The sequence below is a fragment of the Klebsiella terrigena genome, from assembly GCF_012029655.1.
GTDB classification, from domain to species: domain Bacteria; phylum Pseudomonadota; class Gammaproteobacteria; order Enterobacterales; family Enterobacteriaceae; genus Klebsiella; species Klebsiella terrigena.
Window position 1 is genome coordinate 4,880,985 of record NZ_CP050508.1, and the last position, 15,679, is coordinate 4,896,663.

The 15,679-nt window shown below is 59.7% G+C and carries 16 protein-coding genes and 1 pseudogene; 9 read left to right on the forward strand and 8 right to left on the reverse strand.

Going from position 1 to position 15,679, the window contains the following annotated elements; all coding sequences use genetic code 11:
• Window positions 1-24: 24 nt before the first annotated feature.
• The gene (locus tag HCK03_RS22885) at window positions 25-894 is read right to left on the reverse strand and encodes a helix-turn-helix domain-containing protein (RefSeq protein ID WP_041143933.1); all 870 of its coding nucleotides are present in this window, start codon (window positions 892-894) and stop codon (window positions 25-27) included.
• Window positions 895-917: 23 nt separating this feature from the next.
• Window positions 918-2,102 (reverse strand): 4-hydroxybenzoate 3-monooxygenase, encoded by a 1,185-nt coding sequence (gene pobA / locus HCK03_RS22890; protein WP_143967748.1) that lies wholly within the window; start codon window positions 2,100-2,102, stop codon window positions 918-920.
• Between the two features lie 287 nt (window positions 2,103-2,389).
• Between pobA and HCK03_RS22895 the strand changes: the two genes are divergently transcribed.
• The 6 genes from HCK03_RS22895 (at window position 2,390) to opgB (ending at window position 8,126) form a co-directional block, all read left to right on the forward strand.
• The gene (locus tag HCK03_RS22895) at window positions 2,390-3,166 is read left to right on the forward strand and encodes a threonine/serine exporter family protein (protein ID WP_115193613.1); all 777 of its coding nucleotides are present in this window, start codon (window positions 2,390-2,392) and stop codon (window positions 3,164-3,166) included.
• A complete protein-coding gene (locus HCK03_RS22900; RefSeq protein WP_041143930.1) occupies window positions 3,157-3,630 on the forward strand; it encodes a threonine/serine exporter in 474 nt (157 codons plus the stop codon). Before HCK03_RS22895 ends, HCK03_RS22900 begins: the two co-directional genes overlap by 10 nt.
• A gap of 106 nt (window positions 3,631-3,736) precedes the next feature.
• Window positions 3,737-4,276 (forward strand): primosomal protein DnaT, encoded by a 540-nt coding sequence (dnaT, locus tag HCK03_RS22905; protein ID WP_167692225.1) that lies wholly within the window; start codon window positions 3,737-3,739, stop codon window positions 4,274-4,276.
• Window positions 4,277-4,278: 2 nt separating this feature from the next.
• On the forward strand, window positions 4,279-5,016 hold the full coding sequence (gene dnaC / locus HCK03_RS22910; RefSeq protein WP_041143928.1) for a DNA replication protein DnaC: 738 nt from the start codon (window positions 4,279-4,281) through the stop codon (window positions 5,014-5,016).
• A gap of 66 nt (window positions 5,017-5,082) precedes the next feature.
• Entirely contained in the window at window positions 5,083-5,577 is a 495-nt protein-coding gene (locus HCK03_RS22915; protein WP_041143927.1) for a YjjA family protein, read from the forward strand.
• A gap of 257 nt (window positions 5,578-5,834) precedes the next feature.
• The gene (opgB, locus tag HCK03_RS22920) at window positions 5,835-8,126 is read left to right on the forward strand and encodes a phosphatidylglycerol--membrane-oligosaccharide glycerophosphotransferase (protein ID WP_115193614.1); all 2,292 of its coding nucleotides are present in this window, start codon (window positions 5,835-5,837) and stop codon (window positions 8,124-8,126) included.
• 65 nt (window positions 8,127-8,191) lie between these two features.
• On the opposite strand, the gene HCK03_RS22925 is transcribed toward opgB, so the two are convergent.
• Window positions 8,192-9,028: a GNAT family N-acetyltransferase gene (locus HCK03_RS22925; RefSeq protein WP_123552660.1), complete on the reverse strand. Its 837-nt coding sequence runs from the start codon at window positions 9,026-9,028 to the stop codon at window positions 8,192-8,194.
• Window positions 9,029-9,059: 31 nt separating this feature from the next.
• Between HCK03_RS22925 and HCK03_RS22930 the strand changes: the two genes are divergently transcribed.
• Both HCK03_RS22930 and HCK03_RS22935 read left to right on the forward strand, forming a co-directional pair.
• The gene (locus HCK03_RS22930) at window positions 9,060-9,593 is read left to right on the forward strand and encodes a GNAT family N-acetyltransferase (protein ID WP_076946460.1); all 534 of its coding nucleotides are present in this window, start codon (window positions 9,060-9,062) and stop codon (window positions 9,591-9,593) included.
• Between the two features lie 82 nt (window positions 9,594-9,675).
• Entirely contained in the window at window positions 9,676-10,539 is an 864-nt protein-coding gene (locus tag HCK03_RS22935; protein WP_115193616.1) for a MurR/RpiR family transcriptional regulator, read from the forward strand.
• Here the strand turns inward: HCK03_RS22935 and HCK03_RS22940 are convergent.
• The 5 genes from HCK03_RS22940 to HCK03_RS22960 all read right to left on the reverse strand — a co-directional run bounded on the left by HCK03_RS22940 (window position 10,528) and on the right by HCK03_RS22960 (window position 15,506).
• Window positions 10,528-11,136, reverse strand: coding sequence for a 2-dehydro-3-deoxy-6-phosphogalactonate aldolase (locus tag HCK03_RS22940; RefSeq protein ID WP_041143922.1), 609 nt, complete (start codon window positions 11,134-11,136; stop codon window positions 10,528-10,530). The two genes, HCK03_RS22935 and HCK03_RS22940, sit on opposite strands and share 12 nt — an antisense overlap.
• A complete protein-coding gene (locus tag HCK03_RS22945) occupies window positions 11,123-11,992 on the reverse strand; it encodes a 2-dehydro-3-deoxygalactonokinase (RefSeq protein WP_167692226.1) in 870 nt (289 codons plus the stop codon). The genes HCK03_RS22940 and HCK03_RS22945 overlap by 14 nt, the downstream gene beginning before the upstream one ends.
• Before the next feature lie 10 nt (window positions 11,993-12,002).
• On the reverse strand, window positions 12,003-13,490 hold the full coding sequence (locus HCK03_RS22950; RefSeq protein WP_045860124.1) for a sodium:solute symporter family protein: 1,488 nt from the start codon (window positions 13,488-13,490) through the stop codon (window positions 12,003-12,005).
• A 173-nt stretch (window positions 13,491-13,663) separates the two neighbouring features.
• Window positions 13,664-14,056: a RidA family protein gene (locus HCK03_RS22955; protein WP_041143919.1), complete on the reverse strand. Its 393-nt coding sequence runs from the start codon at window positions 14,054-14,056 to the stop codon at window positions 13,664-13,666.
• A gap of 10 nt (window positions 14,057-14,066) precedes the next feature.
• The gene (locus HCK03_RS22960; RefSeq protein ID WP_167692227.1) at window positions 14,067-15,506 is read right to left on the reverse strand and encodes an N-acyl-D-amino-acid deacylase family protein; all 1,440 of its coding nucleotides are present in this window, start codon (window positions 15,504-15,506) and stop codon (window positions 14,067-14,069) included.
• Here HCK03_RS22960 and HCK03_RS22965 point away from each other — a divergent pair.
• Window positions 15,469-15,628 (forward strand): annotated as a pseudogene (locus HCK03_RS22965) (hypothetical protein). The gene HCK03_RS22960 and the pseudogene HCK03_RS22965 sit on opposite strands and share 38 nt — an antisense overlap.
• The last annotated feature ends 51 nt before the right edge of the window (window positions 15,629-15,679 follow it).

Consider the following 15,679-nt stretch of genomic DNA (forward strand, 5'->3'; position numbering starts at 1 on the left):
TTACGGGGGCAGAATAACGCTATTTCATTTGATGCTATTTCTGAAGGCCTTTGGCGACACGCCGCTGTAGCGTCGGAAAAAACGAGAGAAGTAGGTGGAGTCGGAAAATCCTAAGTAATCAGACAGTTGAGCTATCGTCATCCCGGTATACTGCAGATTACGCCGCGCTTCAAGCATCAGCCGATGATGCAAAACCTCCAGCGCGCTGCGGCCATGAAATTCACGGCACAAATAATTAAGGTGCGTCGCCGATATACCCACCCGCCTGGCATACTCTGCCAGCGGGAGATGTTCGCGATAGTGGCTCTCAATCAGACGAGAAAAGTGACGCATGGCGCTGCGTTTCCTCTCCGCTCTGTCTGCCGTTACCGGAGCCGGGAGGCAGCGTCGGTTCAGCCACACCAGCAGCGCGCCGAGCAGCGAATGGAGCATCATTTCACGCGCATCAAGCTCTTCACAGTACTCCTCGCGCAGCGCCGTAAACAGCGCCCGCACGTGGCCTCGGGAGCGCCTGACCGGCACGCACTGCGGCTGGCTAAGCACATCGAGCTGGCGGCCAAATTGGTTTTCAAAACGGCTGAGCAGCGGCAGCGCCAGCGAGAGCACAAATCCCTGGGTGCCCGGTGAAAAGCGAAATCCGTGAACGCACAGCGCCGGTACCACCTGGATGCAGGCTTCCGTCATCACCGTGGTCACGCCCTCAATCTCGATCTCAGCGCTTCCCTTATGGAGATACAGCAGTTGCACCAGCTCGGCGTGCTGATGCATGCGGATGTGCCATTCGTACAGGCTGCTGCGCTGCAAAATAGACTCGCAGTGCAGCAGATCCGGCGTCGGCCAGTCTCGTTCTTCCCCATACAGCTTAAACACGGGAACGCTATTCGCTGCCTGCATCACGACTCCTGCCCTTTTCAACGCTATGCCACGTGCTCCATTGGCAGACCGACATAGTTTTCCGCAATGGTGGTCAGTCCGGCACGTGAGCCAAAATAGTAGCGGCGATCGGCCGCCTGCATTTTTTTATCAAACTCGCTCTGCTGCGGGAAATCATGCAGCAGGCGGGTCATAAACCAGCTGAATCGCTCGCCTTTCCACACGCGATCCAGCGCAAAACGCGAGTAGCTCGCCAGCAGGTCGTCACGACCATGGTGATAGTATTCGCGCAGGATCCGCCACAAATAGTTGACGTCTGAGGCGGCGAGATTCAGCCCTTTCGCCCCGGTTGGCGGCACGATATGCGCCGCATCCCCGACGAGGAAAAGCCTGCCGTACTGCATCGGCTCCACCACGTAGCTGCGCAACGGCGCGATGCTCTTCTCAAGTGAGTGACCAGTCACTAACTTTGTAGAGAGCTCGTCCGGCAGGCGGTTCTTCAGCTCTTCCCAGAAGCGTGCGTCCGACCACTGCTCTACCTTATCGCTGAGCGGTACCTGTAAATAGTAGCGGCTACGAGTTAGTGAGCGCTGACTACATAGTACAAATCCGCGTTCATGATGGGCATAAATCAGCTCGGGGTTCACCGGCGGCGTATCGGCCAGCATCCCCAGCCAGCCAAACGGCCAGACGCTTTCATACTCTTTAAGGAGCTCACGCGGAATGCTTTGCCGCGACACGCCGTGAAAACCATCGCAGCCGGCGATGAAATCACAGCTCAGCCGGTGCGTTTCCCCGCCGCTGACGAAGGTGATGGCCGGCCGATCGCTTTTCGCATCCTGAATCACCACGTCGCTGACGCCATAAACGATCGGCGCCCCGCAGTCGGCACGGGCCGCCATTAAATCCCGGGTCACCTCGGTCTGGCCGTACACCATCACGCTTTTCCCGCCGCTGAGCGCCGTCAGGTCGAGCGGAACGCGCTGCCCCTCAAACAAAAACTCAACCCCGTGATGCACCAGCCCTTCCGCGTCCATCCGCTGCGCCACGCCTGCTTCACGGAGCAGATCGACGGTGCCGCTTTCGAGGATACCTGCCCGGATCCGCCCGAGGACGTATTCAGGCGTCTGCCGTTCGAGGATAACAGTTCGAATCCCCGCATTATGCAACAACTGCCCCAGCAGCAGCCCGGAGGGGCCGGCACCGATTATCGCGACCTGAGTTTTCATAGGGTGTCTCGCTCTCGAATGGTTAATTATTTGTTTGTTTTTTGTTTATTAAAAGTTCTCATGTGCATTTTTGATAAGTCAGGTGGGAAAAAGAAGGCAATAACGGCGGTAAAAACTGCACTTTTCAACAGTTTTAGCAAAGTGTGGTGCAGTTCAAAATTTATCCATACCGCCGGGAGCCGGCTTTTTGCACATTGTTTGATCCCGACCCCCTCAGGCAAAGCGAGAGTTCAGGTTAAAGTAGCGACGGACACTACGGCATCGGGCGTTACTGACGGCAGGTATTTATGCAAGCAGATCGGACAGTTCAGCGCACAATTACGCGATTGTGCATTCAGTGTGGTCTTTTCTTACTGCAACACGGGGCGGAGAGCGCGCTGGTTGAGGAGCTTTCTACTCGCCTGGGGCGGGCGTTAGGCATGGACAGCGTCGAGAGCGCCATTTCCTCGAATGCAATTGTCCTCACCACCATCAAAGACGGCGAATGCCTGACCTCAACGCGCAAGAATGTCGATCGCGGTATTAATATGCACGTAGTGACCGAAGTGCAGCATATTGTGATCCTTGCCGAGCATAAGCTGCTGGATTATAAAGATGTGGAAAAGCGCTTCACCCAGATAAAACCGCTGCGCTACCCGCGCTGGCTGCTGGTGCTGATGGTCGGGCTCTCCTGCGCGTGCTTCTGCAAATTAAACAACGGCGGCTGGGACGGCGCGCTGGTCACCTTCTGCGCCAGCACTATCGCCATGTATATCCGCCAGCTGCTGACTCACCGCTCGATGCATCCGCAGATTAACTTTTGTATTACCGCCTTTGTGGCCACCACTATCTCCGGGCTGATGCTGCGCTTGCCGACCTTTGCCAGCACGTCCACCGTGGCGATGGCCGCCAGCGTGCTGCTGCTGGTGCCTGGCTTTCCGCTGATCAACGCCGTGGCGGATATGTTCAAAGGGCATATCAACACCGGCCTTGCGCGCTGGGCGCTCGCCAGCCTGCTGACCCTTGCCACCTGCATTGGCGTGGTGATGGCGATGACCATGTGGGGGCTGCGCGGATGGGCATAATCACATATCTGTTTGCACTGGCCCAGGACATGGCGCTGGCCGCCATCCCTGCCGTTGGCTTCGCGATGGTCTTTAACGTCCCGCAGCGGGCGCTGCGCTGGTGCGCGCTGCTGGGCGCCATTGGTCACGGTTCACGAATGGTGATGATGACGGCGGGCTTTAACATCGAGTGGGCCACCTTCCTTGCCGCCCTGCTGATTGGCTGTATCGGCATTCAGTGGTCGCGCTGGTACCTGGCCCACCCGAAGATCTTTACCGTTGCCGCGGTGATCCCGATGTTCCCCGGCATATCCGCCTATACGGCGATGATCTCAGCGGTCAAAATCAGTCATTTTGGTTATTCTGAAGAGATGATGATTATGCTGTTAAGCAACTTTTTAAAGGCGTCGTCTATCGTTGGTGCGCTCTCTATCGGCCTTTCTATTCCTGGCCTGTGGCTGTACCGCAAGCGTCCGCGGGTATAGCAAGCGGCGCCGCCGGGATGGCTCAGCCGCTCCATCCCGGCCGGGCGCTGTGCTACTATGTGTGCTATTCCCCCTCTCTATCGTTGTTCAGAGTTGAGATAGTGTTATGTCTTCGCGAATTTTAACTACCGATTTTAGCGGCCTGGATGATTTCATTCAGGATCCTGCGGCCATTCTCGCAAAATCGGCCGGCGGTGCCGTTGCCGTTTTTGCCAACAATACTCCCGCCTTCTACGCGCTGACGCCGGAACGCCTGGCCCAGCTGCTTGAACTGGAGAGTAAGCTGGCACGCCCCGGCAGCGATATCGCGCTTGATACGCAGTTCTTTGACGAGCCGACCGCCGCGCCGGCCGCGATCCCTATGGGGAAATTCGCCATGTACGCCGACTGGCAGCCGGACGCCGATTTTCAGCGCCTCGCGGCGCTGTGGGGTATCGCCCTCAGCCAGCCGGTGACGCCGGAAGAGCTGGCGGCATTCGTTACCTACTGGCAGGCGGAAGGCAAAGTTTTTCATCACGTGCAGTGGCAGCAGAAGCTGGCGCGTAGCGTGCAAATCGGTCGTGCCGGCAACGGCGGCCAGCCGCGTCGTGATGTGAATACGGTCAGCGAGCCGGATAACCATATTCCACGAGGGTTCCGAGGATGAGCATGAAAAACGTTGGCGAACTGATGAAGCGCCTGCAAAAAATGATGCCTGCTCATGTCGAACCGGCGTTTAAAACCGGCGAAGAGCTGCTGGCGTGGCAGAAAGAGCAGGGCAAGCTGCGTTCCGAAGCCCTCGAGCGGGAGAACCGGGCGATGAAAATGCAGCGGACGTTTAACCGCTCCGGCATCCGCCCGCTGCATCAAAACTGTTCGTTTGAGAACTACCGGGTCGAATGCGAAGGCCAGATGAACGCGCTCTCCAGAGCGCGCCAGTACGTTGAAGAGTTCGACGGCAACATCGCCAGCTTTATCTTTTCCGGCAAGCCCGGCACCGGTAAAAACCACCTTGCGGCCGCCATTTGTAACGAGCTGCTGCTGCGCGGCAAATCGGTGCTCATCATTACCGTCGCTGACATCATGTCGGCAATGAAGGACACCTTCGGCAACCGGGAGATCAGCGAGGAGCAGCTGCTGAACGATCTCAGCCGGGTCGATCTGCTGGTGATCGATGAGATCGGCATGCAAACCGAATCGCGCTATGAAAAGGTGATCATCAATCAGATCGTCGATCGCCGCTCCTCATCAAAGCGCCCGACCGGGATGCTAACCAACAGCAACATGGACGAGATGAACAAGCTGCTCGGCGAGCGCGTGATGGACCGCATGCGCCTCGGCAACAGCCTGTGGGTGATTTTCAACTGGGATAGCTATCGTCACCGGGTCACCGGCAAAGAGTATTAAGACATTTCCGATCTCAGGCGGCGTTATACTCAAGAAATTCTTATATAACGACGAAGAGTACCGTTTATGAAATCTGCTAAATCCTTGCTCCGCTGCAGCGTCGCTGCCGCGGCATTTCTTGTCACCGGCGCGCAGGCTGCCTCGTGGCAGGACTCTCTCTCCAGCGCCGCCAGCGAGCTCAGCAGCCAAAGCGGCTCGCAGCAAAGCGGCGCGCTGTCGATGTCCTCGCTGACCAGCCTGCTGAACGGCGGGAGCCAGTCGCTGACCGCCAGCAGCATGAATAATGCCGCCGGCATTATGTCGTACTGTGCGAAGCAGAAGCTCTCCTCGGTGACCAATACCGAAAACGTCAAAAACCAGGTGCTGGATAAGCTCGGCCTCGGCACCCCGGAAAAACAGAAAGAGGACACCGGCTATCTTGAAGGTTTGCAGGGTCTGCTGAACAGCAATAACGGCCAGCAGCTGAACCTGAGCACCCTCGGCAGCAGCCCGCTGGCGGAAAAAGTCAAAACGCAGGCCTGCGATCTGGTTCTCAAACAGGGCGCGAAATTCCTCTCCTGATCTTCTCCCCAGATGCCGCGTTTGGCGCCTTTGCCTGGCCAACGCGGCCGCAGCCCCATTTTTTAACATTGATGGTCTCATTTTCCCCCGTAGGGAAGGATGAGACGTCGCTCAAAAATACCAATTTATAAACCAATTCTGAACCACAGCACAGTTTCATGACTCTACAATTGCAGCAGTATGGCGCTGCCATTACAGTATATCGTGGAAAGTGATCTATTCGGCTAGCGGTCAGCTGGCGCTAATGAGGGTAAGCTGTGTCAGAGTTGTTATCCATCGCCCTGTTTCTCACCTCGGTGGTGATTTATGCCTTGAAGGCCGGTCGCAATACCTGGTGGTTTGCCGCTACGCTAACGGTGCTGGGCCTGTTTGTGGTTCTCAACATCACTCTCTACGCCAGCGATTATTTCACCGGCGACGGCATTAATGACGCGGTGCTTTATACCCTGACCAACAGCCTGACCGGCGCGGGCGTCGGCAAATATATCCTTCCCGGCGCCGGGATTGTCGTGGCGCTGGTGAGCGTTTTCAGCGCCCTGGGCTGGATACTCCGCCGACGCCGTCATCATCCTCACCACTTTGGCTATAGCCTGCTGGCGCTGGTTCTCGCGCTGGCCTCCGTTGACGCCAGTCCGGCGTTCCGCCAGATTAGCGAGCTGGTGAAATCCCAGTCCCGCGACGGCGATCCGGATTTTGTTACCTACTATAAAGAGCCGTCGAAAAGCATCGCCAACCCCCAGCTCAACCTGGTCTATATCTACGGCGAAAGCCTTGAGCGCACCTATTTTGATAACGAGGCGTTTCCCGACCTGACGCCCGAGCTTGGCAAACTGAAAAGCGAAGGCCTCGATTTCAGCAACACCGCCCAGCTGCCTGGCACCGACTACACTATCGCCGGGATGGTCGCCTCGCAGTGCGGCATCCCGCTGTTTGCGCCGTTTGAAGGCAACGCCTCGGCCTCGGTCTCCAGCTTCTTCCCGCAGAATATCTGCCTCGGCGACATTCTGAAAAACTCCGGCTACGAAAACTATTTTGTGCAGGGCGCCAACCTGCGTTTCGCCGGAAAAGACGTGTTCCTCAAGTCCCACGGCTTCGATCATCTGTACGGCGCTGAAGAGCTGAAAACCACGGTTGCCGACCCCGCCTACCGCAACGACTGGGGCTTCTACGACGACACCGTGCTGGATGAAACCTGGAAAAAATTCGAGCAGCTTTCGCAGTCCGGTAAACGCTTCTCGCTCTTTGCGCTAACGGTGGACACCCACCATCCTGACGGTTTTATTTCCCGCACCTGCCAGCGAAAAAGCTATGAAATGGGCGGTAAAAAGAACCTCTCCTTCAGCGCGGTAAGCTGCAGCCAGGAACACATCGCGGCGCTTATCGAGAAGATCAAAGCCTCGCCCTATTTCAAAAACACGGTGATTGTGGTCTCTTCCGATCACCTGGCGATGAAAAACAGCGCCTGGGAATACCTGAACAAGCAGGATCGCAGCAACCTGTTCTTCGTACTGCGCGGCGACCAGCCGCAGCAGGATACGCTGGCGGTGAAGCGTAATACCATGGACAACGGCGCCACGGTGCTGGATATCCTCGGCGGCGATAACTATATCGGCCTTGGGCGCAGCAGCCTCTCCGGGCAGTCGCTTTCTGGCATCTTCCTCAATATGAAAGATAAGGTGCTGGCCTGGAAGCCGGACGTCATCCGCCTGTGGAACTTCCCGAAAGAGATGAAAAACTTCACCGTGGACCCGCAGAAAAGCATGGTTTCCTTCTCCGGCAGCCACTTCCGTCTGCCGCTGCTGCTGCGGGTATCCGATAAACGCGTCGAGCCGCTGCCAGAGAGCGAATACTCCGCGCCGCTGCGCTATCAGCTGGCTGATTTTGCCCCGCGCGATAACTTTGTCTGGATCGACCGCTGCTACAAGATGGGCCAGCTGTGGTCCAGCGAGCTGGCGCTCTCGACCGACTGGTGCGTATCGCAGGGCCAGCTCGGCGGCGAGCAGACCGTACAGCGCGTCGATAAAGCCCAGTGGCAGGGGAAAACGGCGTTTAAAGATACCCTTATCGATATGGAGCGCTACAAAGGCAACGTCGATACGCTGAAAATTGTCGATAACGATATTCGCTATAAGGCCGATAGCTTCGTGTTTAACGTCGCCGGCGCACCGGAAGAGGTGAGGCAGTTTAGCGGCATCTCCCGGCCGGAATCCTGGGGCCGCTGGTCCAACGCGCAGCTCGGCGGCGAAGTCAAAATCGAGTTTAAGAACCCGCTGCCGGAGAAATTCGATCTGGTGATCACCGCCAAAGCCTACGGACCCAACGCCAATAAGCCGATCCCGGTTCGCGTCGGGGATAGCGAACAAACGCTGACGCTGGCTAATGACGTCTCCACCACCACGCTGCATTTCGACAACCCGTCGCGCAGCGATACGCTGATCATCGTCCCGCCGGACCCGCAGTCCACCAACGAAGGCAATATTCTCGGCCACGCGCCGCGCCAGCTGGGCATCGGCATGGTGGATATAAAAATCGTCAAGCGCGAAGGCTAAGCCCGCCCGTCCGGCTCTCTGAGGGCCGGACGGCGCGGTGTAAAACCGCCGCCGACCCCATCTTATTACCGCCCGGCAGAAGCCTCGCCGGGGAACTCCACGCTCATCTCATACTGCTGCAGCGCCATGGTGGCATATCCCGCCGCGCTGAACAGCGGCGTAAACGACTGCGGAACGCTGACCGAGGTGCCAAGGCCGGGGAACTGCCGGGCAAGGGCAATAAGCAGCTCGCGCGCCAGGCCGCGGCCGCGGGCGGCAGGTTCGACCCACAGCAGCTGGAGCTGCGGCTTAGCGGTGAGCGTCGCCAGCACCGCGAATGCCTGCTGATTAAGCGTCAACGCGCGGCACGGCAGCGTATTGAAGGTCATCGGGTCCATCAGCCACGGCAGCCGGCCGTTGATTTCCGCCCCCGCCCTGCGCGTCAGCGCCAGCACATCGTACGGCTGCAGCAGCGGCGCGCCCTCGCCCTCCGGCTGCGCGCTCAGATAGCCGCAAAGCCCGTGACGAACGCGAAAGCCCAGCGATTGATACAGCGCAACCGCGGCGTGATTATTACGGATCACCTCCAGCCACATCCGCCGCACGCCCCGGGCCTGTAACGAGGCCATCAGCGACACCATCAGCGCGCGGCCGGTTCCTTTTCCCCGCCAGGCCGGCCGCACGGCAAAGGCCGCCAGCCTGGCCGCATCGCCACGGCGGGTGATAATGGCGATTGCCGCCGGCGTATCTCCCGCCAGCCAGACGCAGGAATCCAGCAGGCTCAGCCCTTCAGCGCTGAAGCGCTGCACAAACACCTCGACCGACAGCGAAACGGGCACCAGATAATCTTCAAAACAGTCGCTGAGGATCGTCGTCAGCTGTTCGCTGCTAAAGCAGGTGGCGGGAACGGCGGTCAACTCCATACGTTTCTCCCAAAGGTGCTATGCTGAGGCAATGAAAACTAACACTATAACTGCCGAAGTGACATTGCGCCTGACCGGGGAGAGCGATATTCCCCGGCTGCCCGCTATTGAGCGCTCGGCAGCGCAGGCTTTTCGTCAGATCCCCGCTCTCGCCTGGCTGGCAGACAGCGCGGTCATCAGCGCCCGGGAGCATTATCAGTATCTCGAAACGGACCACAGCCTGCTGGCCATCGGCGGCGGCGAGCCCGTTGGCTTTCTGCTGAGCGAGCCGCTCGATGATGCGCTGTTTATCGTGGAGATCGCCGTCCATCAGCAGTGGCAGGGGCGCGGCATTGGCCGGATGATGCTGACGCGGGTCGCCGACACCGCCCGCGCTATGGGCTATCCGGCGCTGACGCTGACCACCTTCCGCGAGGTCCCGTGGAACGCCCCATTCTACACCCGCCTGGGATTCTGCATGCTCGATGAGCAGCACCTGCCGTCCGGGCTGGCGGCCAAAAGGGAGCGGGAAACGGACCACGGCCTGCTGCCGGAGACCCGCTGCACCATGCGCCTGGCGCTGTAGCCCACATTGCCGCTCCGGCGCTGCTTTTTCCACCCTGAATATGGTACAAAGTATCATTACACATTTAGCGACTGATACCCGTATGGCCTACTCGATCGATATCATCTCCTGCATCACCGATCGCTTTCTCGAGCTGACCGTTACCGAAAAGCGGATTGCCCAGTTTATTCTCGACGACGTCGCCGCCGCGGCCGAGCTGCCGATTGCCGAAATTGCCCGCCTGACCAGCACCAGCCAGGCCTCCGTCACCCGCTTTGCGCGGGCGCTGGGGTGCAAGGACGTCCGCGAGCTGAAAATGAAGCTCGCGCAGTCGCTGGCGGTCGGGCAGCGCTTTATTCTGGATGTCCCGGATCTGGAGGGCGTACAGGGGATCTACGAGTCAATTATTGGCGTCCTCGAGACCAACCGCCGGGCGCTGGATATTAACGCGCTGAAGCGCGCCGTCACCTGGCTTAGCGACGCCCGGCAAATACTGGCGCTCGGGATGGGCGGCGGCTCGACCATCTGCGCGCAGGAGATCCAGTATCGCCTGTTCCGCCTTGGCCTGCCGGTCGTCAGCCAGAACGATGGCCTGCTGGTGCGCATGATGAGCTCGGCGGTAACGCCGAAGGACGTGGTTATCGTGCTGTCGCTGGGGGGCTATACCAAAGAGATTATTGAAAGCGCGGCTATCGCCAGGCAGTACGGGGCGAAGGTGATTGCCATCACTCCGGCGGATACGCCGCTGGCGGAGCAGGCCGATCTGCTGCTGCCGCTGCTGGTGCGCGAAAACGACTATATTTTCAAACCCAGCACCTCGCGCTACGCCATGCTGGCGATGGTCGACGTGCTGGCTACCGAGCTGGCGATGGCCAACAAGCCGCAGGCAAAAGACCGCCTGCGGCGCATCAAGCTGGCGCTCGACAGCCACCGCGGCGGCGTCGACCGTCAGCCGCTAGGCGACTAGCTCCCGGCCAGCGGCAATAAAGCGCTGCGCCTGCTCGCGGGTGCGCGCTGCCGGCTGACCGGCGCGGTAGAGATCGCTCCCCAGCCCCGCGCCGGCGCACCCGGCCTGCACCCAGGTCGCGAGGTTATCCGGCGTCACGCCCCCCACCGCCAGCACCGGCACCTCCGGGGGCAGCACCGCCTTCAGCGCCCGAATATAGTCGGGGCCAAACGCGGAGGAGGGAAAGATTTTCAGCCACTGCGCGCCGGCGTCCAGGGCGTTAAACGCCTCCGTCGCGGTAGCGCACCCGGCGCAGACCAGCATCCCCTGCGCCACCGCCCGGCGGATCACCGCCGGCTGCGTATTCGGCGTCACCACCAGCTTCGCCCCCGCTGCGGCAAGAAAGTCCACCTGCTCGACGTTAAGTACCGTCCCCGCGCCAATCACCGCCTGCTCGGCAAAGCGGCCGACCATCTGCGGAATACTCTGCTGCCAGTCCGGTGAATTCAGCGGGATTTCAATATAGCGAAAACCGGCATCCACCAGCGTCTCAACGTGTTCCGCCGCCTCTGCGGGGCCTATACCGCGCAAAATCGCGACCAGCTTAACTGCGTTCATCCATTATCCTCGCCATACCGTTCAAGAATGCCTCATCGCCGCTACAGCTCTGTACCACCCGACCTTGCGCCGACATTGCCCGCTGGTAGCGGGCAGTCAGCGCCGGATCGCCCACCAGGGTGACGGCGGCGCTGCGGTAGCGCTCGCCAAAGGCCGCCACCTCGGCGCCAATCAGCAGCCCGGAGAGATAGTCGCTGACCGAAGCCGGCGCCAGCGCCCCCAGCAGCCGGGCGGCGCGAGCGGTGAACAGCTCGCCCGCCAGCGCCGAGGTCATGCCTTTTTCCAGCCCCTGCTCAAAAGCGGCGTCGTCCAGCCGCTGCTCGGGAAGCTGCCTGCCAATCAGCGACTGGCTCAGCAGCAGATGATGCAGCTCCCCGGTCATAGCGGTGGAGAAATGCTGCACGACTCCGCGATCTACCTGCACCCACTTACTGTGGGTGCCCGGCATAATGTAGCAATCGGCGGGGGCGATTTGCCCGGCGCCCAGCAGCTGGGTCTCTTCACCGCGCATCACGCCGTAGTCCCCGGCCAGCTCGACCTTGAGACCGGGCACAATCCACACCTTTTCGGCGACGCTGAACAGCCGGCGTCCCGGCGCATCGATGGCTGCCGGACAGGCCAGGTACGGGACCGGGCACCAGCCGGCATCGCTGCCGACCATCCCGGCCATTAATACCGGCAGCGTCCGTTCGCCGCGCCAGGGCGCCAGATGCTGGCGGAATATCTCCGCCGGCGCCTCGCCGTTAAGCCGGGAGATCCCCAACGGCAGCTGTTTCGTTGCCACGCATTTCCCGTCGCGTATCAGCCAGCCGCGCAGCTGCGTTGAGCCCCAGTCGACGGCAATATAGTCCTGCATCTGCGTCCCCTTAGCCCTGCGACGTATTGCGTTTGCCGATCGCCAGCGGCGGTGCCGCCGGGGTGCTTTCCCGCTCGCGGGTAATCATCTCCAGCGCCTCTTCACGGCTCATGCTGCTCGCCGGCGTCAGCAGCGTAACGACCACCGAAGCCACCAGGCTGGTGAGCACCGACGGAATACACGGGTTGCCCCAGAACGCCAGCCAGTCGCTGTCCATCAGCACGGCGACCGATGCGCCGGCGCCGCCGGCCAGCGCGGCAACCGCTCCCTGCCAGTTAAAGCGCGTCCAGAAGCGGCCGAGCATGGTGCAGATGAACATCCCGGACATAATCATCGAGATCATTTTGGTGATGTAGCTAATGATGTCGTTGGAGGTCAGGGCGAATACCAGCGCCAGGGCGATAACCAGCACGAGGAACATCCGCGACAGGCGAATCGCCCTCTCCGGTGCGGGCATATGGCCGGTCACCAGGGTGTAAAGGTCGCGCAGCATAATCGAGACGGCGGCGATGGCGTCAGAGCTGCCGGAGGACATGTTGGCCGACATCCCGGCGATCAGAATCGCCATCGCCAGCACCGGCGGCAGGACCTGGGTGGCGAACAGGAAGGCAAAGCCGCTGTTTTCGAGATTGGCGTTCATCGTCCACACCGCCATGCCGATAATCGCCGGCAGGAACGAAAAGCCGAGATAGAGCAGACCGGTGATGGTGAACGACTGGCGCACGGAGGAGACGGTTTTTGCCGAGTAGATACGCTGGCGGTAGGACGGCGTTGCCAGAACCCCCACGCCAATCACCACCGCCAGAGAGAGCGCGGGAAGCACGCCGAGCTTATCGACGGCAAACAGGCTCTGGGCAGCCGGGTCAACCGCCTGCTGAATATGGCTCCAGCCGCCGACGTGATGGACCGCGAGGATCGCCATTAAAATAAAGCCGACGAACAGGACAATCGATTGAATGGTGTCGATCCACACCACCGCCGAGTAGCCGCCGATACCGACGTAAACCACAAAGGCCAGCGCAATAATAATTTTGGCGACGTTGATATCAATTCCGCTGGCCCACGCGAGGTACAGACCACCGCCCAATATATGGGCGCCGAGCCAGCCTATCGAGGCAATAAAAATAAGGATCGCCACCAGGTTTTTAATAATTTTACTGCCGCCGGTGTAATACGACATCTCTTCGCTCATGGTCATAAAGCGAAATTTACGCACCGGGGCGAAGAGCCACGCCACCAGCAAAATACCGACCGCACCGCCGAGGCCGTACAGCATCCCCGCCCAGCCGTTGCTGTAGCCAAAGCCCACGGCGCCTACGCTGGAGCCGGTACCGACCATGGTGCCGACCGTCGACCCCAGCGTCAGGAACATCGGCAGGGAGCGCCCGCCCAGCAGAAAGTCGTCGCCGTTCTTTTGCTTGCGCGAAACGTACCAGCCTAAGGCGATCATCGCGCAGGCATAAACGGAAAACCAAATCAGGAATGACATATTATTCATTGCTCACATCCAGGCGTAATAAATAATATTCGTACCGCTGAATATTATGAGTTAATAGTAACGATGCCGAAAAAAGGCAAAGCAATCCTGGTCGCGCCGGGCGATTTATTCGACCTGGCGCTACTCTCACATTGTTATGGGCTGCTCCCCGGCCAGCGGCGGGGAGCTATTATTTAAACGCGGGCAGCGTTATAGCAGGTCACATCCACTTCAACTTTGCAGTCCACCACCAGATCGGCCACGCAGCAGATCCGCGCCGGCGGGTTATCGCCAAAGAACTCGCGGAACACTTTGTTGAAAGACTGGAAATAGCGCGAGTCGGTGAGGATCACCTTCACGTGCACCACGTCGGCAAGGGTATAGCCCGCTTCGCTCATGATATCGACGCAGTTCTGAATCGCCAGCCGGGACTGATCGACAATGCCGCCCTCCACCACTTCGCCGTTTTTCATCGGCGTCTGGCCGGAAACATACAGCCAGCCGCCCGCTTCCACCGCGCGGGCAAACGGCAGATGCTGCCCGCCGGTGCCGGTTCCACCTTCCACGCCGTAACGTTTAATGCTCATATTCAACTCCTTAGTCCATCCGGCGGCGCAGGAAACGCCCCGCGCGCCCGGTAATTTTTTTATCGCTGCCGTAGCTCATGATGCCGTTGACCATCACCGCTTCAATGCCGTCCGCCGGCTGCTTGGGGTCGGCAAAGCTGGCTACATCGCGCACCGTCTGTGGGTCAAACAATACCAGATCGGCAAAGTAACCGATTTTAACCAGCCCACGTTCCGGCAGCTGGAAGCGCGCTGCCGACAGCCCGGTCATTTTGTGAATGGCGGTGGTCAGCGGGAACAGCTGCTCGTCGCGGCTGTAGTGTCCCAGCACCCGCGGGAAAGCGCCCCACAGCCGCGGATGCGGCATCGGATCGTTCGGCAAGCCGTCGGATCCGATCATGGTAACCGGATAGCGCATCACCCGCCGCACGTCCTGTTCGTCCATGTTGTAGTAGATAGCGCCCGCCGGCATCAGCTGCGCCGCGGCGTCGTGCAGGCTCACCTGCCACTCGTCGGCAATCTGCCGGAGCGTTTTTCCCGCCTGCTCCGGCCGGGACTCGGACCAGGTGATCACGATGTCGAATTCATCGGTCACCTGCTTCATATCCAGCGTCGACGAGCTGGCGGAATAGGGATAGCAGTCGCAGGCGATCTCCTGGTGCTGGCGCATCTCATCGAAGAAGGCCAGCGTCTCGCGCGTGCGCCCCCAGTTCTTCGCTCCGGCGCACTTGTGATGAGACACCACGACCGGAACGTTGCCGTGACGGCCGATGCGAAACGCTTCGTCGAGAGCCTCGAGGATAGGCTCAAACTCAGAGCGCAAATGGGTGGTGTAGATCCCCTTCTCTGCCGCCAGCTCTTCCGCCAGCGCCATCACCTCTTCGGTGGTGGAGTGGAACGCGCTGGCGTAGGCCAGGCCGGTGCTCAGGCCCAGCGCCCCTTCACGTAGCGCGTCGCGCAGCTGGACGCGCATGCCGGCAATCTCCGTCTGCGTCGCCGGGCGGAACAGATCGTCCATATGGTTATTACGCAGCGCGGTATGACCAATCAGCGTGCCGACGTTGAGCGAAGGCCTGGCCACCTCCACCGCGTGGGCATAGGCCTGCACGGTGGGATAGATAAACTGCGCCTGCTCGCCCAGCAGGTTCATCGGGTCAGGCACCGCGCCGCGCATGGTCGCCATTGCCGCGCTGATCCCGCAGTTGCCGACGATCACCGTCGTCACGCCCTGGCTGAGCTTGGGTAGATATTCCGGCATCCGGATGACGTTGATATCGTCATGGGTATGCACATCGATAAAGCCGGGCGCCAGCACGCGCCCCTGGCCTTCGATTTCGCGCTCTGCCGCCACCTGCAGCGCCGGAGCGATAGCCACAATACGATCGCCCTTCACCGCCACGTCGCCGCGATACTGCGGCCCGCCGCTGCCGTCAATGACCGTGACGTTCTTAAAAAGCCAGTCAACCTTCATAGCAATTACTCCCTTTCGACTATGCCGACAAGTTAACCATTTACACGGCGTAAAAACAGTGGAAAACTACGCAAAACCCAGATCATTTTGTGATACTTTTATTCACAACGAATAATTATTAAGTATTAAAGTAATATTTATCAATAAGTTATAACTGATACCCATTCCAAATC